At 65.0% G+C, this 21,040-nt stretch carries 20 protein-coding genes; 8 read left to right on the top strand and 12 right to left on the bottom strand.

Annotation, left to right across the window (positions count from 1 at the left end):
• Positions 1 to 41: 41 nt before the first annotated feature.
• Both R2770_16885 and R2770_16880 read left to right on the top strand, forming a co-directional pair.
• The gene (locus R2770_16885) at positions 42 to 497 is read left to right on the top strand and encodes an SRPBCC family protein (GenBank protein MEZ5282138.1); all 456 of its coding nucleotides are present in this window, start codon (positions 42 to 44) and stop codon (positions 495 to 497) included.
• A gap of 43 nt (positions 498 to 540) precedes the next feature.
• Positions 541 to 822 carry an Lrp/AsnC ligand binding domain-containing protein gene (locus tag R2770_16880; protein ID MEZ5282137.1) on the top strand — a complete coding sequence of 94 codons (282 nt, stop codon included), beginning with the start codon at positions 541 to 543 and terminating at the stop codon, positions 820 to 822.
• On the opposite strand, the gene R2770_16875 is transcribed toward R2770_16880, so the two are convergent.
• Genes R2770_16875 through R2770_16860 form a run of 4 tightly spaced genes read right to left on the bottom strand, consistent with a single transcriptional unit; the run spans position 819 to position 5,649 of the window.
• Positions 819 to 1,622, bottom strand: a complete 804-nt coding sequence (locus R2770_16875; GenBank protein ID MEZ5282136.1) for an alpha/beta hydrolase — start codon at positions 1,620 to 1,622, stop codon at positions 819 to 821. The two genes, R2770_16880 and R2770_16875, sit on opposite strands and share 4 nt — an antisense overlap.
• A complete protein-coding gene (locus R2770_16870) occupies positions 1,619 to 2,911 on the bottom strand; it encodes an O-acetylhomoserine aminocarboxypropyltransferase (protein MEZ5282135.1) in 1,293 nt (430 codons plus the stop codon). The genes R2770_16875 and R2770_16870 overlap by 4 nt, the downstream gene beginning before the upstream one ends.
• A gap of 45 nt (positions 2,912 to 2,956) precedes the next feature.
• A complete protein-coding gene (locus R2770_16865; protein ID MEZ5282134.1) occupies positions 2,957 to 3,385 on the bottom strand; it encodes a thiol-disulfide oxidoreductase DCC family protein in 429 nt (142 codons plus the stop codon).
• Between the two features lie 35 nt (positions 3,386 to 3,420).
• The gene (locus R2770_16860) at positions 3,421 to 5,649 is read right to left on the bottom strand and encodes an EAL domain-containing protein (GenBank protein MEZ5282133.1); all 2,229 of its coding nucleotides are present in this window, start codon (positions 5,647 to 5,649) and stop codon (positions 3,421 to 3,423) included.
• Positions 5,650 to 5,860: 211 nt separating this feature from the next.
• Here R2770_16860 and trxB point away from each other — a divergent pair, with 211 nt between their 5' ends.
• From trxB to R2770_16845, 3 genes are all read left to right on the top strand, one after another.
• Positions 5,861 to 6,820: a thioredoxin-disulfide reductase gene (gene trxB, locus R2770_16855; GenBank protein MEZ5282132.1), complete on the top strand. Its 960-nt coding sequence runs from the start codon at positions 5,861 to 5,863 to the stop codon at positions 6,818 to 6,820.
• Positions 6,821 to 7,582, top strand: a complete 762-nt coding sequence (locus R2770_16850; GenBank protein MEZ5282131.1) for an arylamine N-acetyltransferase — start codon at positions 6,821 to 6,823, stop codon at positions 7,580 to 7,582.
• A gap of 93 nt (positions 7,583 to 7,675) precedes the next feature.
• Positions 7,676 to 9,784, top strand: a complete 2,109-nt coding sequence (locus tag R2770_16845; GenBank protein ID MEZ5282130.1) for a hypothetical protein — start codon at positions 7,676 to 7,678, stop codon at positions 9,782 to 9,784.
• Between the two features lie 3 nt (positions 9,785 to 9,787).
• Here the strand turns inward: R2770_16845 and R2770_16840 are convergent, their stop codons facing one another.
• From R2770_16840 to R2770_16830, 3 genes are all read right to left on the bottom strand, one after another.
• A complete protein-coding gene (locus R2770_16840) occupies positions 9,788 to 12,637 on the bottom strand; it encodes an FtsX-like permease family protein (protein ID MEZ5282129.1) in 2,850 nt (949 codons plus the stop codon).
• A complete protein-coding gene (locus tag R2770_16835) occupies positions 12,634 to 13,365 on the bottom strand; it encodes an ABC transporter ATP-binding protein (protein MEZ5282128.1) in 732 nt (243 codons plus the stop codon). Before R2770_16835 ends, R2770_16840 begins: the two co-directional genes overlap by 4 nt.
• A gap of 87 nt (positions 13,366 to 13,452) precedes the next feature.
• The gene (locus R2770_16830; GenBank protein ID MEZ5282127.1) at positions 13,453 to 14,139 is read right to left on the bottom strand and encodes a metalloregulator ArsR/SmtB family transcription factor; all 687 of its coding nucleotides are present in this window, start codon (positions 14,137 to 14,139) and stop codon (positions 13,453 to 13,455) included.
• Positions 14,140 to 14,219: 80 nt separating this feature from the next.
• Here R2770_16830 and R2770_16825 point away from each other — a divergent pair, with 80 nt between their 5' ends.
• Complete coding sequence (locus R2770_16825; GenBank protein ID MEZ5282126.1) at positions 14,220 to 15,917, top strand: Rieske 2Fe-2S domain-containing protein; 1,698 nt, start codon at positions 14,220 to 14,222, stop codon at positions 15,915 to 15,917.
• 47 nt (positions 15,918 to 15,964) lie between these two features.
• Here R2770_16825 and R2770_16820 read toward each other — a convergent pair whose 3' ends face one another.
• From R2770_16820 to R2770_16800, 5 genes are all read right to left on the bottom strand, one after another.
• Positions 15,965 to 16,585 carry an alpha/beta hydrolase gene (locus R2770_16820; GenBank protein MEZ5282125.1) on the bottom strand — a complete coding sequence of 207 codons (621 nt, stop codon included), beginning with the start codon at positions 16,583 to 16,585 and terminating at the stop codon, positions 15,965 to 15,967.
• A complete protein-coding gene (locus R2770_16815; protein MEZ5282124.1) occupies positions 16,582 to 16,743 on the bottom strand; it encodes a hypothetical protein in 162 nt (53 codons plus the stop codon). The genes R2770_16820 and R2770_16815 overlap by 4 nt, the downstream gene beginning before the upstream one ends.
• Before the next feature lie 222 nt (positions 16,744 to 16,965).
• Positions 16,966 to 17,364 (bottom strand): hypothetical protein, encoded by a 399-nt coding sequence (locus tag R2770_16810; protein MEZ5282123.1) that lies wholly within the window; start codon positions 17,362 to 17,364, stop codon positions 16,966 to 16,968.
• Positions 17,365 to 18,073: 709 nt separating this feature from the next.
• Positions 18,074 to 18,616 carry a DUF6036 family nucleotidyltransferase gene (locus R2770_16805; GenBank protein ID MEZ5282122.1) on the bottom strand — a complete coding sequence of 181 codons (543 nt, stop codon included), beginning with the start codon at positions 18,614 to 18,616 and terminating at the stop codon, positions 18,074 to 18,076.
• The gene (locus tag R2770_16800) at positions 18,613 to 19,152 is read right to left on the bottom strand and encodes a helix-turn-helix domain-containing protein (GenBank protein MEZ5282121.1); all 540 of its coding nucleotides are present in this window, start codon (positions 19,150 to 19,152) and stop codon (positions 18,613 to 18,615) included. Before R2770_16800 ends, R2770_16805 begins: the two co-directional genes overlap by 4 nt.
• A gap of 446 nt (positions 19,153 to 19,598) precedes the next feature.
• Here R2770_16800 and R2770_16795 point away from each other — a divergent pair, with 446 nt between their 5' ends.
• Both R2770_16795 and R2770_16790 read left to right on the top strand, forming a co-directional pair.
• On the top strand, positions 19,599 to 20,234 hold the full coding sequence (locus R2770_16795; protein ID MEZ5282120.1) for a helix-turn-helix domain-containing protein: 636 nt from the start codon (positions 19,599 to 19,601) through the stop codon (positions 20,232 to 20,234).
• Positions 20,235 to 20,237: 3 nt separating this feature from the next.
• Positions 20,238 to 21,011 (top strand): hypothetical protein, encoded by a 774-nt coding sequence (locus R2770_16790; protein ID MEZ5282119.1) that lies wholly within the window; start codon positions 20,238 to 20,240, stop codon positions 21,009 to 21,011.
• The last annotated feature ends 29 nt before the right edge of the window (positions 21,012 to 21,040 follow it).

The following is a 21,040-nucleotide window of genomic DNA, read 5'->3' as shown; positions in this document are numbered from 1 at the left end:
TCGATTGTTGCTGGCACAGGTGCCCGCAATAGGCTCCGGTGATGACACGCCATCTCGAAGTCTCACGCGACATCGCTGCCTCCCCCCAAGCCGTATTCGACGCAATCTCCGACGTGACCCGCATGGGCGAGTGGTCTCCCGAGTGTTACGCGTGTGAATGGATCGACGGCGCCACCGGTCCCGCTGTCGGAGCCAAGTTCGACGGTCACAACCGCAATGGCGACAATGAGTGGACGACACAGGGCGAGATCGTCGAGTGTGTCCCGGGCGAGCGATTCGTCTTTCACGCTCTGGCGCGAGGGTTCCACTTCGCCACCTGGGGCTACCAGATCGAACCCACCGAGAACGGCTGCCGGGTCACCGAGACTTGGGACGACCTGCGCCCAGACGAGATCATCGCCCGCGGCCCGGCCATCTCGGGTGTAGAAGACCGCACCGCGTTCAACGCCCAGTCGATGGCCACCACACTCGAGCGTGTCGCTGCGGCCGTCGAATGAAGCAGCGTGTCGCTGCGGCCGTCGAATAAGGCACAATGCTCTAATGATCTCCGCCTTCGTGTTGATCCAGGCCCGCCCCGATGCCATCTCCGGGTTGGCTTCGACGATCGCCAACCTGAAGGGTGTTCGCGAGGCCCACAGCGTGGCCGGCGGCGAAGCCGATCTGGTTGCGGTGCTGGCCGTGGCGAACCACGAGGGGGTCGCCCGAGTTGTTACCGACGGGATCGCCAAGCTCGACGGAGTCATCTCGACACGCACGCTCATTGCGTTTCGCTCGTTCTCGCAAGAAGAGTACGCGGCAGCGTTCGACGGCTTTGGTGACTAGACCGCCAGGCCCCTGGCGGTGCTCAGCAGCAGGCTGCTGACCCTGCGAGGGTCTTCGTACATCATCGAGTGACCCGCTCGTTCGAGCACCACCACCGTCGTATCCGCCATCGCCTCGATCAGAGGTCCGGCAGCGCGCCCAGGCGTCATCTTGTCCTCGGCACCAACCACGATCGTCGCGCGAGCCTGCACGGCAGCGGCCGCCTCGAGCGCACCGTCGTATGAGGCGCAGGCCAACAGGTCGCCCGCCAAAACCCCCGGTGGCGACATCTCGACGAGGGCCCGCATGGCCCCCAGCATCGCCTGGCCGGGATTGGGGTTGGGCCCCAGCTTCGACCCGGGGTGGTGGCTCCAGCCCGCCATCAGGGCAGCGGCCGCAGCCACATCGTTGTCGGCGGCCTTCAGCAGATCGGGGTGCACGGGCATGGCCGCCGCTGTGCCCATCAGCACCAGACCCTTCACAAGGTCGGGCCTCGATGCTGCGGTTTCGAGGGCGACGAAGGTTCCCATCGAGTGTCCGACGATCAGGGCCTGACCCATGTCGACGGTCTTGATGAAACGACCCAGCCATGCGCCCATCTCGGCGACCGAGGCAAGCGCCGGGCCCTCGCTGAATCCGTGACCTGGAAGATCGACGGCCAGTGCCGCCACACCACGGTGGGCCAGATAGCGGGTCTGTAGTTGCCACACGGTCGAGTCCATGCCGGCGCCGTGAACCAACACGACCAGTGGCCAGCCGGGTCGAGGCTCGACACCGCCGGTCGCGGCGTGGGCCCGCTTGGAATCGACATCGAAGTTCACCGCTGGCTCGCTTTCAGCGCCCGCGCCAGATCGGACACGATGTCGGTTGGGTCCTCCAGGCCAACCGACACCCGTATGAGATCCTCGCCGATTCCGGCAGCGGTCAGTTCGTCTGCGGTCATCTGGCCATGGGTCGTGCTGGCTGGATGGATCACCAAGGTCTTGGCGTCGCCGACGTTGGCAACGTGTGACGCCAGTTGGCACGACTCGATGAACTTGCGTCCCGCCGGGCGTCCACCCGCTATGCCGAAACTGAACACCGAGCCCGTCCCGCGCGGAAAGAGCCGTTGGGCGAGATGGTGATCCGGGTGTGATTCGCGGCTGGGGTGGGCCACCCACGAGACAGCGTCGTTGCTTTCGAGCATGTCCAGGACGGTGATGGTGTTCGAGACGTGTTTGTCCATTCGCAGCGACAGCGTTTCGAGTCCCTGCAACAGTTGGAATGCGTTCATGGGGCTCATCGCTGCGCCGAAGTCTCGCAACCCCTCTGCCCTGGCTCTGGTGGCCAGCGCCAACGGGCCGAACTCCTCGTGAAAGCAGACCCCGTGATATCCCGCATAGGGCTCTGTCATCGTCGGGAACTTGCCGGATCGGGTCCAGTCGAAGCGACCTCCGTCGACCAGGACGCCGCCCAGCGCCACTCCGTGACCGCCGATCCACTTCGTTGCCGAGTGCATGACGATGTCGGCGCCGTGCTCGATGGGCCGCACCAGGTACGGGGTGGCGAACGTCGAGTCGACCATCAAGGGAACGGAGTTGCCATGGGCGACCTCGGCGATTGCGGCGATGTCCAACACCTCGCACCGCGGGTTTCCGATCGTCTCGGCAAAGACCAACTTCGTGTTGGGCCCGATGGCGCCGGCAAAGGCCGCAGGATCGCGCGGATCGACGAAGGTGGTTTCGATACCGAACCTGGGCAAGGTCAGGCTTAGCATGTTGAAGCTGCCGCCGTAGATGTTCTTCGACGCCACGATGTGGTCGCCGGCCGACAGCAACGTGGCGACCGCCAGGTGCATTGCCGCCATCCCGCTGGCGGTGCCGAGCGCGGCGACTCCGCCTTCGAGGGCTGCCATCCGCTCTTCGAAAGCCGCGACCGTCGGATTTGATATGCGGCTGTAGATGTGGCCCGGCGATTCGAGGTTGAACATCGCCGCAGCGTCATCCGCGCTGTCGAACTCATATGACGTCGTGAAATAGATCGGCTGAGCGCGGGCGCCCGTAGTCGGGTCGCTTCGCTGGCCCGCGTGCAGGCTCAGCGTGTCGAAGCGGTGAAGATCGGGTTCGACCACGAGCACCTCCTGTGGCCGAGACCGTAGCGCCTCTGACAGATCGGCTCAGCCCAGGAAACGAGACCGCTCGTCTGGTGTCGGCAGCCGACAGGTCTCACGCTTGCCGAACCACCTGTACCGGTTGTTTGCCATCAGGCGGTATAGCCGGTCGCGCAGAGGCCGAGGCACCACCCAAAGAAGCTTCGCCAGCCGCCACGGGAACGGTAGGTGAGATGCGATACGAACCACAGCCGTCGACTCAGAAGACACACGGTCGGCCTCGACGAAGTAGATCGTGTCGACGCCGATGCGGGCTTTGCCGATCAGGCTCGACCCCGTAGGGCTCTGATTCGATGCGAAACGCAGCCGCCCGCGCCGATCCAGGCGCACGAGCAGGTCCACCGCTTTGTTGCACAGATTGCAGACCCCATCGAATACCACCACGGGGTAGCCGGTGCTAGCCGGGTGGTGGGGAGGGTGGTCGGGTGAACTCACCCTGTCAGTATTCCTGCTGCCGGCCGATGTCGGGCCTACAGGCCAACGGTGGCGACGGCGCTGGTCGATGACGCCAGGATCTTGCTGGCATCGTCGGGGCGGCCGAGCAGGAAGCCCTGCACGTATGCGACGCCCGACGCTTTCAAGTTCGTCAGCTGGGCCTCGGTCTCGACGCCTTCGGCAACTATTGGTGCGCCAAGTGCCGATGCGATGGACACGATCGCTCCCAGAATCGCGCACGGCTCGCCGGGACTGCACGATGTCTGCTCTCTCATCTCGCCCAGCATCATCAGCAACGACCGGTCGATCTTCAATATGTCGAACGGGAGTGTCAGCAGCTTCTCCATGTTCGAGTACCCGGTTCCGAAGTCGTCCAGGGCAAATCGCACGCCGGCATGGCGCAGGCGTTCGATGCGTTCGAGCCCGTTGCCACCGTTTTCGAGCATGGCCGTCTCGGTGACCTCGAGCACCAGGCGCCCTGGCTCGATTCCGAACTCGTGAAGCATCGCGAGGACACCATCGGCGAAGCGGGGTTCGCTGATCTGTCGATTGGAGACATTGACCGAGACCTTGACCGAGCTGTCCATCCCCGCTGCATCCCAGGCTTGGATCTGTTCGAGGGCGCCAGCGAGCACCCAGTGCCCGATTTCGCAGATCAGGCCCGACTTCTCAGCGACGGGGATGAACTCGGCAGGCGAAACCGAGCCCAGTACGGGACTGTCCCAGCGCAACAAGGTTCCGACGCTGCTGAGCCGGCCGTCCGTTGTATCGAAGATCGGCTGGTAGACGAGCCTGAACTCGCGATCGAAATCAGCCGACCGCAGCGCCCTGCCCATCGCATTGAACGCGTCGAGTTCGTGGTTCATCTGAGGCTCGAAGACAACAGCCATATCACCGCCGCGGCGTTTGGCCTCGTAGAGGGCTGTGTCGGCGTGGCGCAGCATGTCGTCGGAGCGTTCGGCGTCGTCGACGATGGCGATGCCGATGCTGGTGCGCAGGCTTTCGGACCGCTCGTGTAGACGGAACGGGAGCCGCATCGTTTCGAGCAGCCTCTCGGCCAGCTTCATGACCGCATCGATGTCGCGGGCCCGCGAGGCCACCAGCGCAAACTCGTCACCACCCAGCCGAAGCAGGGTCTCGTCGTCGCGCAACACATCGGACAGGCGTCTTGTCACCAACTGCAGCAGCCGGTCTCCGGCGGCGTGCCCGAGAGTGTCATTGGTCGCCTTGAAGCCGTCGAGGTCCAGCATCAACAGGGCCGCGACACCGGTTCCGTTGCGAACCGTGGCCTTTGCGCGCTCGAGCTCGGGCTCTAGGGCACGACGGTTGGGGAGACCTGTCAGCTCATCGATCAGCGCCTGGCGCTGCAAGGTCGACTTGAGCGCCAGTTCGTGGGTTACGTCGCGCATGGTCACCAAGTGACCGTCGACCAATGTGTCGTCGGTGAGATCCGATACCCGCACCTCGAAGCTGTGAAGGTCACCCGAGTCGACGTGGAGCCTGAACACGCGAGACCGCCGTATTGCCCCCTCGCCCCGAAGATGGCGGTGCAGCGATACACGCTCTAGTGCGGTGGTGTGGGCGACGATGTCGTCGATCGTGCGGATGGCGTTGGGCCCGAAGGTCCGCGCAAGCGAAGCCGACGCGTAGCTCAGTGAACCGTCGGGCGCGATGACGACGATCACCTCGGGCGAGTCGTTCAAAAGGGCCTCGGTGCGAAGCCCAGCCTTTATTTCGGCCCTTGCCGCCAACTCGTCGCGCTGCACCCTCTGGCGCCATCGCATCGATGTGGCGGCGGCCAGCATCGCAGCCGTGAAGGACACGATCGATGCATAGCGCGCACGGGTCTCGGCCTGGTCTGCCATGTTCGAAGCCCGCGTAGCTGCGGCATCGAGAAGTATCGCCAAGTCGTCGTGGTCGTGTGGTGGCATTTCGCCGACGTCTCCGCTGCGCAGCGCCATCCCGCAGTTGACGATCGCAGTGATCTCGGCGTCGGCGAGTGAGCGTTCGTCGGAGTCCAGCCTGGCCAGCGCACGGTCGTGTTCGCCGTCCAGCGTTGCCAGAGCTTCCGCCAGGCCACGGTTGTCGAGGGACCCCGTGGCTCCGTACATGGCGTCGGCGAAGGCGACCGTCGCCGCAGAGTGCCTGAGGTTGTTGGCCTCATTCGCGGCCGTCCGGTGTGAAATGGCCGAACTGGTCGTGGTCCAAGAGATGACCACCGCTCCTAGAACGGCCGCTATGGCGAGCACAGGCGCAGATATCACTGCCGACCGCAGACCCCTGCGGCCTCTGGAGGGGCTTTCCAGAACACCCGAATCTGATCGGTGTCTTAGGCCCGAACCTTTACCCAGATCTCCCGTGTGGGGAATCGTGGTCACCCCAAGGGGGTTATCAAGCACACTGCGGACTCACCGGCTGCAGCAAATGTCCTCACTAGACTCGACAGTCGCCCGAGACGCACCACGAGAGGCATCGATGTCAGAAGTTCGCAACACCATCATCATCGGCTCAGGTCCAGCCGGCCTGACCGCCGCCGTGTACACGGCGCGTGCCAATCTCTCGCCGCTCGTCATCGAGGGCGAGCCGTCGTCGACATCAGATCAGCCGGGCGGACAGTTGATGCTGACGACCGAGGTCGAAAACTTTCCCGGCTTTCCCGAAGGTGTGATGGGTCCCGAGCTCATGCAGAACATGCGAGGCCAGGCCGAGCGCTTCGGCGCCGAGATCCGCACCGAGAAGGTTTCTCGCGTGGACCTTTCGCAGCGCCCGTTCCGGGTCTGGGTGGGCGATCCCGATGCCGCCGAGCCGACCTATACGGCCCGGTCGATAATCGTCGCCACCGGGGCCCAGTCGCTGATGTTGAATCTCGACCGCGAGGTCGAGCTGATCGGCCACGGGCTGTCGACTTGCGCCACCTGTGACGGGTTCTTCTTCCGAGAGCAGGAGATCGCCGTCGTGGGGGGTGGCGACTCGGCCATCGAGGAGGCCACCTTCCTCACCAAGTTCGCCAGCAAGGTCACCATCATCCACCGTCGTGACGAGCTGAGGGCCAGCAAGATCATGCAGGAGCGGGCCTTCGCCAACCCGAAGATCGAGTTCCTCTGGGACAGCACCGTGGTTGAGTACCTCGGAGATTCGAAGCTGTCCGGTGTGGTGGTCGAGAACACGGTCACCGGAGCCAGGTCAGAGCTGGCCCTGTCGGGGTTGTTCATCGCCATCGGCCACAAGCCCAACACCGGCTTGTTCGAAGGCCAGCTCGACATGGAAGACACCGGGTACCTCATCACCGGTCCGGGCACCTACACGAACATCGAGGGTGTGTTCGCGTGCGGGGATGTCCAGGACCACACCTACCGCCAAGCCATCACCGCGGCCGGCTCTGGCTGCATGGCCGCAATCGACGCCGAGCGCTGGCTGGAATCTCAGGAGGGCTGAGTGCCGATCGACGTCGATCGATACCTCGAACGCATACGCGTCGAGGGTCCCGTCGGCGTCGACCTCGACTCGCTGGCGCGCCTGCAGAGAGCCCACATGACCTGGGTGGCGTTCGAGAATCTCGACGTCTTCCACCGGGTCGGAGTGACGGTAGACCCAATCAGCAATGTCGCGAAGATCGTCGACCGTGGGCGCGGGGGCTGGTGCTTCGAGGTCAACGGTGCCTTTGCCGAGTTGTTGACCTCCATCGGCTTCCACGTGCGGCTCCTGGGGGCTGCGGTATTGCTCGATGGGCCCAATGACGTCGTAGACCATCTGACCCTCGAGGTGCGGCTCGACGATTCGTATCTGGTCGATGTCGGATTCGGCGAATCGTTCTGGTGCCCGCTTCGGCTGAACACCGACGCCGTGCAAGACGGCGGCGCCGGCCAGTTCGCGCTTTTCCCCAGCCCCAAGGGGACCACCCTGACCAGCGTGGCGGCCGACGGCGGCCTTGTGCCGCAGTATCGCTTCAAGCGCGTGAGTCTGACCATGGCGGACTTCGAGGCCGCTTCCCAGAGACTCCAGTCAGCGGCGGGTGGTCACTGGGTCGACAAGCCCTTCGCCACCCGGCTGATCGATGGTGGTCCTCGGCGGGTCACACTGCTGAAGGATCGGCTGAAACTTCACGACGGCACCGACGTTCAAACTGTGCCGGTTTCGGCAGATGAGTGGAGCACGGAACTGGATCGCTGGTTCCACATGCGAACCGAATCGTTCTAGATCCCGGGTCTGGCGCTTCGCCGACTCCCGGCACTCAAGAACTACAAAGAGTGGCTGGCCCAACGCTGTGGGCGCAACTAAAGTAGGCAGTCTGTGACCAAATCAGTGCACTCCCTTCGGGTGGTATGTCTCTTCGCGGCCCTCACCGTATTCATGGGCGTGGTCGCTTTTGACGCGCCCGCCCGAAGCGCAGACGCCCAATCTGGGTATCTGCTCGGCACCGATGCCGGCCGAATCTTCGCTTTCGGTGATTTCGAGCCGCGTCAGCTGGTCAGCGCAGAGCCGATTGTCGACTTCACTTCGCTTTCTGACGGGTCCGGCGTGGTGGCTATCGACGCTTCGGGCCACCTGATCTCGGCCGGAGCGGTTTCGGTGCCCGCTGGGGTCGACAATTCGGCTTGGGCAATCGACGAGTGGGCGGTGGGAATCGTCGCCGTGCCCGGGCGTGAAGGATTTTGGGCTATCACCAGCGCGGGTCGGGTGCAGGTGGTGGGCGACGCGCCGGCCATCGCCGATGTCTCGTCACTCGATCTGGCCAGCCCCGTGGTCGCCGGGTCTGCGACCCCCGACGGTAGGGGTCTGTATCTGATTGGCGCCGACGGTGGCATCTTCGCGCTGGGTACTGCCAGGTTCTTGGGTTCGGTGCCCGAGGTTCTTCCCGGCGTGAGGCTCGACGCGCCGATCGTCGGTCTGGCTCCCACACCGAGCGGTCGTGGCTATTGGCTCGTTGCATCCGACGGCGGATTGTTCTCGTTCGGTGACGCAGCCTTCCGCGGGTCGATTCCACAGATCCTGCCCGGCGTGACGCTCAACAAGCCCGTCGTTGGTGCCGTCGGCTATGGGAGTGGCTATCTGATGGTCGCCTCCGACGGCGGCATATTCAACTTCAGCGAACTCGAGTTTCTCGGCAGTCTCGGAGGCGACCCACCCGCCGACCCCGTTGTCGCTGTGGTGCCGGTCGTCAAGTCGGGCACGACGTCGACCTCGTCGACAACTGCAGCCACCACGACGACTACCACCGCCAGTTCGACCACGACAACCTCCACGTCGTCGTCCACCTCGACCACCACCACGACTACGACGGTTCCGGCGACGACCACGACGACCTCGGTCACGACTACGACGGTTCCGGCGACTACCACCACGACCACGACGGTTCCGGCGACTACCACCACGACCACGACGGCTCCGACGACCACCACGACCACCGTCGCGGCCGGCAGCGACGCGACCATCACGATCTGGCACGACACGACGCCAGACTTCGCCTTTGTGGGCGTGCCCCAGCGCTGGGCCAACGTGATGGGCGAGGTCTCGGATCCCGATGGCATTGCACTGGTTCAGTACCGGCTCAACTCGGGGCCCTGGACCGAGATGCAGATCGGTCCGGACGTGAGGCGTTTGGCTGGGCAGGGACATTTCAACATCGACCTGCTGCTGGACGACATGAACTCGGGGTCGAACACAGTGGTGATCAAGGTCACCGACGCCGATGGAGGAGTCACCACCAAGAACGTCACCGTTCGCAAGGGTTCGGGGCCAAACTGGCCGCTTCCCGTGACGGTCGACTGGTCGTCTTCGGGCAACATCACCAACCTTGCCCAGCCCATCGATGGCAAGTGGCGAGTGGTTGGCGGCAAACTCAACAACGTCGACGACGGCTACGACCGCATCATCGCCATCGGCGACACCGACTGGACCGACTACCAGGTTCAGGTGACGGTCCGGTACAACTCGATTCACCCCGACGCGTATTCGTGGCCATCCAATGGTCCTGGCGTCGGCTTCGCCCTTCGCTGGAACGGGCACAACGACACCGTGATGCCCGGCTCACAACCCTTGCTGGGGTTCCGACCCGACGGAATCAACCCGACACCGTTCGGTGGCATCTTCTTCTGGCGCGATCGCACCGATGCCGCCGCGGCGATCGAGCTGTACGACCATGACAATGTCGTTCGAGACCGCGACACCTCCGCGACGATGGCGCCGGGCGAGACCTGGGTGTTCAAGGCCCAGGTCTTCGGTTCGGGAAACGTCACATACAGGTTGAAAGCATGGCCCCAGGGTCAGGCCGAGCCCAGCAGCTGGAATCTTGAATACACGATCAGCGGTGATTCCGACGCCCCGTCGGGCGGCTCTTTGGCCCTGATCGCCCACGAGGTCGACGCCACCTTCGGCGACGTCGTGGTCACCCCCCTGTAGGCGTCATCCGGTGATTCTCAGCGCCACGGCGGGCGCGATACTCGCAGCCCGCCTCGCCGGGAACGCGGCTGCGGCCAGTGATGCAACCACAGGGCCTATCGCTATGAGCATGACCAGCGCGACGGGCACGACGAAGTCCATCGAACCGGCAGCGAACGCATCGACGTTGGAGACGACCTGCCAGGCCGTCAGGATGCCGAGAAGCACTCCCATCACCGCTCCCTGAAGCGACACGAACGTGGCCTCTACCAGGAAGGCCGATCTGACGGTCTGGGCCGGATAGCCGATCGCCCGGAGTGTGCCGATCTCGCGTCGGCGTTCGCGGACCGCTCTGACCAGCACGATTCCCAGGCCGGCGACACCGATCAGTAGGCCGAGGCCCAGGTAGCCCTGCAGGATTCGGATGAAGCTGTTCTGCTGGCTCAGTTCTTCCTCGATGATCGACTGCACCGATCGGGCTTCGGCTCCGTCGACCAGGAGCGCGCCGCTTATCCGGGCGGCGAGTTCGTCTGCGTCGGCTCCCGCAGCTGCCGAGACGAAATAGCGGCTCGGTGCGCTCGCCGTCGAATCGAGCAGCGCCATCGTGTCGCCCGAGGTGTAGATCGCGTTCCACAGCCAGTCGGCTCTGAGCACCCCGGCGACTTCGAGTTCCAGTGGGGCTCCGTCGACGTCGATGACCGTGATCGTGGTGCCGGGGCGCACAGCCGTGTCGCCGAACAGGTACTCGTCGACGACGACCAGACCGGGTTGCGAGAGCACGTCTTGCCAAACCTGCGCCGGGTCGTCGTATGCGTCGGCGAATCCCGACATGTCCGCTCCGCCGAAGCTCACGTATCGCTCGTCGACCGCCGTCACCGGGCGGCTGGTCTCGCCGAAGGGCCCCTCGACGTCGAAGCGTCTGCGGTCCAGAGGAGCGACGACCTCGACATCGGCGATGCCGAGCAGGTCGGCCGCGGAAGTAGGGCTGTTCGGGTTTGCCTCGATCACGATGTCGAAGCCCGCCGCGGTCTGATCGGCGATCGAGTCACCTTCGCTGTCGAACACCGCGACCAGCACGGCCATGAATGTGATCGTGAAGATCACGAGGGAGAACATGGCCAACAGGAGGGCGTTTCTGGCCGGGCGCGCCAGCGGATACGCGAGACCGAGCCGCAAAGCGACACCGCGGCGACCAGTGCCGAATCGACCCAACAAACGTTCCCACAGCGCCTGGTTCGCAATCGACAGGGCGACAGCACCCGATACGAGAACCACTCCCTGGAACACGAACACCGAGATCTCGGGGTTGTCCATGGCGCGAGGAAGCACCGAGAACACCGCTATTCCCCACGCGATCGACGCCGCGCCCGCGGCCGAGGCGGCGACGCGGGGTCGGATCAGGCCCGCGGACACGATGCCGACACCGGCGACCGCCATCGGGACCGACACGAGCGCCGCAATCGGGTTGTCGGCGCTCGTCGCTACGAACAACAAGGCGCCGCCCAGCAGCGCCAGGCCCAGGCCGCCGGCCATGGTCAACGTCCTTCGCCGGGCCGAGGGCGGGGCCGGGAGGTCGCGGATGGCAGCGATGACGTTCATTCTCGCCAGCCTGATGCTGGCGATCCACACCGCCGAAAGTGTCAGAACCAGTCCGATGGCACCTGCCAGGAGCAGGCTCGATCCGTTGACGGTGAATGCGAGGTTCAGACGGTCCTGCTCGAACACGCGGCCGGTGAGGCCGGCGACGACCCAGCCGACACCAACACCTGCGATCAGGCCCAACAAAGTCGACGCGATGGCGTGGGCTGTGCCTTCGAGGGCCATGAGCCTCACGACCTGGCCGCGGCGCAAACCAAGAGCCCGCAAGATTCCGAGCTGGGAGCGGCGCTCGTCGGTCAGCATCGTGACGATGTTGATCACCAGGAGGATTCCCGAGATGACCGCGAACGCTCCGATGCTCGAGAAGATGGTGGTGAAGTCGGCTCCTTCGGCGTCGGCCTCGGCCAACAGCTCTGCCTTCCAGTCGCCGAGTTCGTAGTCGGAGGCGGAGATTCCGGCCTCGTCCAGGCGACCCTGAGCCCATTCGATGACGGGTTGTGTCAGGTCTGCGCCGTCTATCACGCCACCGGTGTTGGAGATGTAGATGTAACGGGTTGGCGCTGTGGCGCCCTCGTTGGTCGCGACGGCGCGTTGGTAGAGGTCGTCGAGTGTTCCCGGCGGGAGGTGCACGTTGTCGGTTCCTCGACCGCCCAGGCCGACCCGCGGCGTCACCGCAGATACCTCCATCTCGAGCTTCTCGCCATACGCGTAGATGTCGATCCGGTCGCCCTCGTGGGCGTCGAGAGTTCGGGCGAGCGGCTCGGAGATGGTCACCTGGCCGGCGCCGGGGGTAGCGCCGGCTTCGGCCAGCCCAGAATCGTCACTTCCGGCGAACTGTCTCGCTGAGTCGAAGTCGATCTCGAACGCCCAAACCGACGGATCGGCCAGGCGTTGCGTCTGTTGTCCGTGCGAGGTGGCGATCCTCAACCCGGTGGCGCGCACGACACCGTCGACTTCGCCGGGGAGTTGTTCGCTGAGGGCGGCCCACGCCTGATCTGCCACGACGGGATCTTCGGTGGTGAGGACTTCGTCGATGGGTCCGAGGTTCGTTCTGGCCACGTCTCGGATCGTGCTGGCAACCGTGTCTCCCACCACGAAGCTCGCAGTGATGATCGCCGTGCCCAGAAGCGCGCCGGCAACCATCAACGACGTCTCGGCGGGACGCCTTACGAGGTTGCGCATCGCTTGACGGCGCAGGACCGGTCGTCTGATCAGGTCGTGAACGCACACGGCAACCAGCGCCCCGGCGATGACGAGCATGACGACGGCGGTCATCGGGTCGTCTCCTGGTCGGCGATGCGACCATCGACGATGCGAACCAGGCGGTGACCGCTTCGCCCGATCGCCTCGTCGTGGGTCACGACGACAAGGGTTTGGCCTGCTGCGTTCACCTCGAACAACAGCTCGAGGATCACCTCGGCTGTGGCGCTGTCGAGGTTGCCAGTCGGCTCGTCGGCCCAGATGATGTCGGGATCGGTGACGAGGGCTCTGGCGATGGCAACGCGTTGCTGTTCGCCACCCGACATCTCGTTTGGCCTGTGGCCGAGGCGGTCGGCCAGCCCGACCTTCTCGAGCATCGCGTTGGCGAGGCCGCGCGCCTCAGAAGACCTGGTGCCGGTGGCCAGCAGAGGCAGTTCGACGTTCTCGGCCGCCGACAGCACCGGGATCAGGTTGAAGCTCTGGAAGATGAACCCCATGGTCGTGGCCCGATGTTCGGTTCGGGCTCGATCGGACATGGTGTGGATATTCGCACCGGCGACGACCACCGACCCGGAGTCGATCGCATCCAAGCCCGAGAGGCAATTCAGAAGGGTTGTCTTGCCATGGCCAGACGGTCCCATCACCGTCAACATCTCGCCTCTGGCGACGGTGAGGTCTATGCCGCGCAGTGCTTCGACGGCGACGCTGCCGGACCGGTACGTCTTGGTTACGGCCGCGGCTTCGAGGATCGGGGTCTGCATCGACATCGCATGCCTAGCTGGAGAGGAATCGGTGAGGGTCATGACTACAGCTTGAGTCAGCCCAAGTCTCGTCACATCGGGGAAGAACCCCTGGCGTACCCCTAGGCGCGCCGAGATCTCTCGGGGTTGTCAGCCTTCGGTGGCAGGGTTCGACGGCGTCAGCCGATAGGCGCAGCGCCGGTCGCCGGCCAGCAGATGTGAGGTTCTCTCGACGGTCACGTCTGGTCCGAGCGCGGCCCTGAACACCTCGAGCTCTTCCGAACACAACCCGGTGCACGCCTCGGCGGCGTCGCTGATGGGGCAGTGGTGCTCGACGAGAGTCACCGAACCTTCTGGACCGGCGATCGCCTCGGCCATGTAGCCCTCTGCCGAGCGGACCCTGGCGAGAGCAGATGCCCGCTTGATGAGTGAATGGGCGGCGCCCTGAGGTATCGACTCGCGATAGTGCGCCAACTGACGTTCGCTTCGGTCGTGGACGACCTTGCGCAGGCCCTCTTCGCCCACGGTCCTGCGGATCGACGCAATCAATTCGATCGTCAGGTCGCGGTGGCGGTCGGGGAACAACTCAAGCGCCAGCTCGGTCATCGACCACGTGGCCGATGGTCGACCTCGGCCGCCCTGGCTCGTGGGTTCGGATCGCTCCACCAGGCCGTTCGATTCGAGGTCTTCGAGGTGTTGGCGAACGGCGTTCGGGGTGATGCCGAGGTGGTCGGCGAGGTCTGTGACCTTCGAGCCGCCAGATCGTTTGAGCACCTCGAGGAGCATGCGTTTGGCATCGGTGATGGCGGAGCGGCTGGGGGTGGGTGACTCGGCCATGGAAACACCGTACAGGTCGACCCAGAAGTTTAGACAAGTCATCACTTGACTTATTTGCTGCGGGCGCAAATACTCAAGCCATGACTTCGTTAAATCCAGTGGATCATGCAGAGGGCGCTCGAGTCACCGAGGCCGCTGTGGCGAGGGTCGACGAGCTGTCCGTCGGCCAGATGAAGATGGCCAAGGTCGGAGACCGCCGGGTGCTCGTTGCCTGCACCGCTTCTGGAATCTCGGCGATCGACAACGCCTGCCCGCATCAGGGGTACGGGCTGGTGACCGGTGCACTCGACGCGGATCTGGTGACGTGCCAGTGGCACAACTGGAAGTTCCGAGTGTCAGACGGCCGATGTGTGGTGGGCGAGGAAGACGTCGAGTCGCATGCGGTCAGCATTCGCGACAACGAGGTGTGGGTCACCGTGACCGAACCCACGGTTGCCGAGAAGCGCGAGCGTCTGTGGCCCAGCCTCCAGAAGGCGATCGCCAACGACTACAGAGGTCAGATCGCCAGAGATGCGGCCCGCTTGCTCGACACCGGAGTCAGCGCCGACGAGTTGATCTCGGCAGGCGTCGCCTGGCGTATAGCCCACAACGAATGGGGCATGGGTCACGAGATGGCCAATGCCGCCGACTGCCTGGTGCTGTCCGATTCCTACGAAGGGCTCGACAAGACCATTCCTGTTGCCCAGGCACTTGCCGGTTTGGCGGAGCAGACCCGCGACAGGCCGCGCAACGAGGCTCCGCCGGCCGACGGTTCGATCGATTTCCACCAGGCGGTCGAGAGTGAAGACGCGCTCGGCGCTGTGGCTGCGGTGCGATCCTTGGTGCAGGCCGGCGATCGAGATCAACTTCGCACGCTCTTCGTCGAGTCGGTCGGTCGCCATCACCTGAGTTACGGGCACGGTGCCATCTACGTCCAGAAGTCGTTCGAGCTCCTCGACAGGACCGGGTGGGCCCACGCCGACGAACTTCTCTCCGAGTTGGCCTCCACGATCGTCTACATGACGCGCGAGGACACCCTTCCTTACATGGCCAAGGCGATACGGTCCATCCGCGAAGTCGACCTCGGCGCTCTGGCCAACGCGCCGGTCTTCGCCGATCGCGCCGATGCTGCCGAGAGGTTCTCTCAGGTGCTGCTCGATGCGTCAGAAGCACCAATCGCAGAAGCCGTCGACGCAGCCGTGACCGAGCTGGGCGTCGAGGGCCTGCTCGACGCAGTCGTGTTGGCAGTCAGTAAGCGTCTGCTTCGCTACGACACCTCGTGCGAGTCGGACCCTGAGGGAACCTTCGGCTGGCTCGATATCTCGCATGGCATGACCTACGCCAGGGCGGCGCGTTGGGCTTGGAGGGCAAATCCCGGAGTCGACGCGGCCCGGCTGGTCCTGTTCACCGTGTTTCTCGCGTTCGACACGGGGCGCCTCGAGCGGCGTGTGGGTGTGTCCGAGTCCGTCGCTGCGAAGGCAGGATCGGATCTCGTGTCCGCGATCCTGGCCGGTGACGAGGCCGCGGCCGTGGGCGCCGCGCTCGACCTGACTGTCGACGAAGCACGTGATGCGCTCGGGCAGGTTGCTCTCAGCGACGCGGCCGGGTCCTTCATCGTCGCAGCGCATCTGGTGAAAGGGACCGTGGCGGCGTGGGAGGAGGCGGCCACCATCGGCTCGAACCTGCCCTTGGCGGCCGTCGCGCGGCTTGCGGCAGCGCCTCGTGCCGAACGTTTCGTCGCCCGCAGCGCCGCCGAGGCCATCGCTTTCATCAAGACCGGCCAGCCGCCTCAGCGCTGAATGTCGTCGAGGCACCTGGCGGCGGGCGGGGTCGGCGCAACGACTGGTCAGCTCAAGCGGTCCGGCGTCGTGAGCTCTCGGATCTGGCGGGCGACGTCGGCGGCGTGCTCGAGAACCACCCAGTGGTCGTCGGACGAATAGATGGTGAGAATCGCTCCGGGAATGAGTTCTTGGAGTCGGCGACCGAGCGGTAGCGGGCTGATGGGGTCTTCGTCGGCCCAAAGGAGCAGGCACGGAACGCGTACTCCCGCGATGTACTCGTCGAGTGCTGGCTGCGGGTCTGCAACCCACTGCGCATCCCCTGGTTGGGCCCGGAGGTGCCATTCGTCGAGCCCGAGGCGTTGCCGATCGATGCCTGCGGAGGTGACGGCGAGGACGAGATGCGTTACGAGGTCGGGACGTGCGATCGCAACCCGCATGGCAACGAAACCGCCCATCGACTGGCCGATGAGTGCCGACGGTGTCGTGATCTGCTCGATGGTCCAGTCGACGAGATCGTCGAAGCTGCGCACCGCGGGCGAGGGTGGGTGACCGCCGAGTCCAGGCCAGTCGAGGGCCTCGGAGGGGTAGTCGTCGAGCTGCTCGCGGATCGGGTCCCAGAATGATCCGTGGCCTGAACTGCCCGGGAGGAAAACGAGGTTGGTGGTTGGCTCGCTCGACGGGTTCACAGCGCGATGATTCCAGAAGCACGCTGCTTGCGGTTCATCGGCCGCCTCGGAGCGGTCGGTGCGCGACGACGGAACGCCGATCCCTCCAGGGCGTCGCCCTGCGACACGCGAGCCTGCTGGTCGCCGTGCGACGGGAAGGTCGGCCTCGTGGTGCCCACGACCTGATCATCGCCGCCATCGCCGCCGCCTCAGGACGCACGGTCGTGAGCGCTGATCGCCGTGCCTTCGATTTCACCTTGACGTGTCGTTGCTGCAGCGACTGGCCGACCGGGAGCTGGGGGTGATGCACTCACTCCACGACATCAGGGGCCAAGGCCCCGACCCTCTGCCCATCGGGTGGTGAGCGGCTACGCCAAGACCACGGACCTCCTGACGACCGGCTATGTGCCAGGCGCGGCCTCGACGATCGCTGACACCTTCGTCCGCATGATCTCGACACGGGAGAGCACCTCGGGCTTCATCGTCTGCATGTTCTCTTTGAGAAAGGCGTCAGGTATGACGTTGACTTCGACGATGGACTGACCGTCTCGAAACTGATCGCGCGTCAGGTCAAAGTCTTCACCATCGATGCGGTTCCAGTAGTGGTGCTCGGTCTGCTCGCCGTCGATGAATACCTTGCCCAACACCAAGTCGCCACCGAGGTACTCCCACGCGACGAACGCCGACGCGTCACACTGCTGCCAGGAGGGGTTCTCGGGTGTGAACCTTGCTGGCTCACCGCAGGTTTCGGGGCACCAGCTCTCCCGTATGGCTTGAAAGATCAGGTCACGATCCCACATCTGCGTTCTCCTCCGTCTTTGAATGATCCGTCCGCAAGGCGATCGTAGTGAAGGGCTGTCACAGCGATGCCGGGCGCGCGCTGTGCGCGACGGCCGATCTGACGGATCGACGATGCGGGCGCCCGTGGAGCCACCCTGGTCGAGTGCAGCGACCAGCGGCGTCGTCGTTGGTCGTTACAGCTCGTTGGTGAGGTCGTGGTTGTCGGCCACGCCCGTGTCAACGCGGATCGGCCCGTCCGGACGCGAGATGACGAACCCCTGAATGACGTCGTCTTCGGACGCACCGGACGCTCGGCGACCGATCGAGTCACGTACTCGCCAAAGGGATCTTGCCGGCGTTCGGGTCGATCCGGAAACCGCAGAACATGTTGACCTCGACCGTTGCGAGCCAGCGCTACGCGTCGGTCTTGGTGGCGAACGGGGTGTCGGGCGGGATCTGCTTGCGGAGCTGCGGACGAGCGCTTGGTAGTGGCCGCTGGACACCTCGCCATGGAGCGGGCGACGGGAATCGAACCCGGATCATCAGCTTGGAAGTCGCACGAAGCTGATTCGGCGGCGCCGTGACCTGCCGAAACGTACTGTGAGCAGGCGGTTTGTCGGATGTGTCGCCGTTCAGGCTATGCCGTGTTGTCCGCTGTGACCGGCTGGTGTTGGCTGTTCCAGGCACGCCGCAGGCACGGCGTCTCAGCGCTCGAACGCCATCGCCGGGCTACTCCCTGGGCGAGCAGCGGACGATGAGATCTCGTACCCGTCGGATCAGGGCGTTCGGCCGGTCCAGCAGCGCGGCTCGTTCATGCAGGATCGCGGGAGCCACGAAGCCGTGCTCGATGAGGGCGGCTGCGAACGTGATGTCCTTCTGTCGCCCGGCGACGAGCTTCGACACGACGAGATCGTGCGGTTCCAGGCAGCGGGCGTACCCGGGTCGGGAATCTGGCCTGTCGAGGATTTCGGCTCGGTCCTCCCAGCCAGCCGGAAGTACTGCCGTGCTGATCTGTACGCCCTGCGCGTAGTAGCCGTACTTCTCGTGGAACTGCGAGAGCTCTCCGATCGCTCCGTCGACGGCATCGGCCTTGCTGGCGTCGATGTCGTTGCGGAACGCAACGTCAGCCTCCATCGACATCGTGACCTCCTCGGGCAAGCGTCCGACGTCTGCTGCCCCGAGGATCGCCTGGCTGCCGATGATGACGATGTCGCCGTCGCCGGTGATCGTTGCGGCAGCTCGAACGATGTGCGCGAGCTGCTCGCGGTTCACCGGCGGCCTCGGGGATTGCCGACGTCCTTGGAGCGCCACGCCTCCAGAGCCTTCAGGCGCTGCTCCTCGGTGAGCGCGCCGGCGAACGGGGAGTTCTGCCGGAGCTCCCGCCCGCGCAGGGAGCGATCGGTGAGCGCCGCGAGAATTCGATCGACGGGACCGTTCAAGAGGCGCGTCCACTCGTCGAGCCACTTCTTGGCCTGTCCTCGGGCATTGGGACGCATCTTGTCGATGTGGCGGAGTGCGTCACCGATCGTGCGTTCAGGTTCGGTGGCGATCCGGCCGGCGACGACGTAGGCAAGCCAGAGGCTGCGACGTTCGTCGCGACTCAGCCGGTCGGTTCTCGACTTGAGGGCTTCGACGTCCCGGCGGGAGATTCGGCGATGCGTGCCCACGGTGGTGAAGGGAAGGTCGCCGCGGTCGCACAGGTCGACGACGTGCTGGCGCGTGCAGTTGAGGATCTTGGCCGCCTCGCCCGTGGTGAGCAGTTCGTCGCCCCTGGGTAAGAGATTGGGGTCACTCGCGATGCCACGCATGTCGACAGACTACGCCGTAAACCCAATAAACACAACAGAAGGCGCTTTATTGTGTTTCTTGGGTATGCCGCGAAAGTGTGGTAGTCGAACTGGCGCAGGTCGTTTGGGCTGGAGGCGCAGGCGGAATCCTGTCTGTTGCGGCTATACCAGCGCCTCACCCGGTCAGGATCTGCACCCTGACCTGGGGTTTCGCGTGGAGCGGACGACGGGAATCGAACCCGCATCATCAGCTTGGAAGTGGCACGAAGCTGATTCGGCGGGCGGCGCCGTGACCTGCCGAAACGTGCTGTGAGCAGGCCGTATGTCGGATCTGTCGCCGTTCAGATTATCCCGTGCCGTCCGCTGTGTCCGGCTGGTGTCGGCTGTTCCAGGCACATCGTAGGCACAGTCGCGGTAGCTGAATCTGGGGAAGTGTAAAACTATAGCAGATCTGCTATAGTTATCGCATGGCATTGGATGTCTGCTCGGTGCGGGAGGCCGCGGATCGGCTTGGTGTCGACCGGTCGCGCGTGCAGGCGTTGATCTCGGCGGGCGAGCTGCGGGCCGACAAGGTCGCTGGGCGCTGGCTGATTCCGATGTCGGAGCTGGAGCGGCGGGCGAGGTCGGAGAACGCCGGCGGTCGGCCCTGGTCGCAACATCGAGCATGGGCGTTCCTCCGCGCGGTCGAGGACGGGGAGGTGTCGCCTGATGTTCTGCGCAAGCGTGCGTGGCAGCTGCGGCGACGGGCGCGCCGGGTGGAGTTGGACGTGCTGCCCGAACTCGAGTCGCAGCTCCTCGATGATCAGCGTGTCCTCGTCGGTGGTGTGCACGCCGGCTCGCGATTCGGCGCTGCCGTGCGTCCGCAGTTCCCGGCCGACCTCTACGTAGTCGAGCGAGATGTCGACGCGGTGATCGCTGAGCACCATCTCTTCGCTTCGGACGTCCCGCGGGTCGTCCTGCACGTGGTGGACGACCCGGAGGGTGCGGCGAGCTCGCGGGAGCCGGGAGCGGTGCCGCTGGCCGCGGCGTGGCTCGACGTGCTCGAGGCCGGCGATCGCTCAGCCCGTGAGCTCGAACACGAGCTCGAACGCAGGTCGAGGTAGCTCGTGGACGCCATGCCGACCGTCGTCTTCCCGGCAGGCGACCTGCCCGCGACTTCGCGCCGGGTGTTCGAGGCGCTCGGCGATCTGGCGGCCGAGGTTCCGATCGACCGGTGGTGTCTGATCGGTGGCTTGATGGTCGAGGTGGTGCTGCGAAGCCGTGGCGGGACGCCACTGCGTCCGACTGACGACGGCGATGTGGTGGGCGATGTACATGCCGATCGAGAGATACTGGCGAGAATCTCGGAAGCGCTCCGCCGCGCTTCGTTCGAGTTGGTGGAGACGGGGATGGAGGGTGAGTTCGGTGTTCGTCACCGCCGATACGACGGAACGACGATCGATCTGCTCGCGCCCGAGAACCGCACGAGAAATGTCGAGCCGCCACGGCCCGGACTCGAGCTGCTCGCCGCGCCCGGCGCCGAGCAGGCATTGCTCACCGCTACTCCGATCCGAATCGACCTCGCAGGGGAGCGTGGCGTCGTGCTCAGGGTGCCGTCGCTCGCCGGTGCGCTCTTTGCGAAGACAACCGCCTGGAAGGAACTGGTCGCGTCGCCCGATCGGAGCAAGCACCTGAACGATGCCGCCATGTTGCTCGCCGCAGCGAGCCTGGACGACTTGGCGGTCGCCGACAACGGACCGATTCCGCCCAAGGCACTCCGACGACGTTGGAGATGGCTCCAGGAGGCGCTGTCGGACCACCGCGCAGCAGGTTGGGGAGACGTCCCGATGGAGGACCGCGCCCCCGCCCTCCAGCGTCTCGCGATCGTCCTGTCGGATTGAAGAACGACCGGAGTTGACTGGGCTGAGCG

Source organism: Acidimicrobiales bacterium, assembly GCA_041394185.1.
Classification (GTDB): Bacteria; Actinomycetota; Acidimicrobiia; order Acidimicrobiales; family Poriferisodalaceae; genus JAAETH01.
The sequence above is the reverse complement of the archived record's forward strand: the minus strand, read 5'-3'. Positions and strand labels throughout refer to the sequence as shown.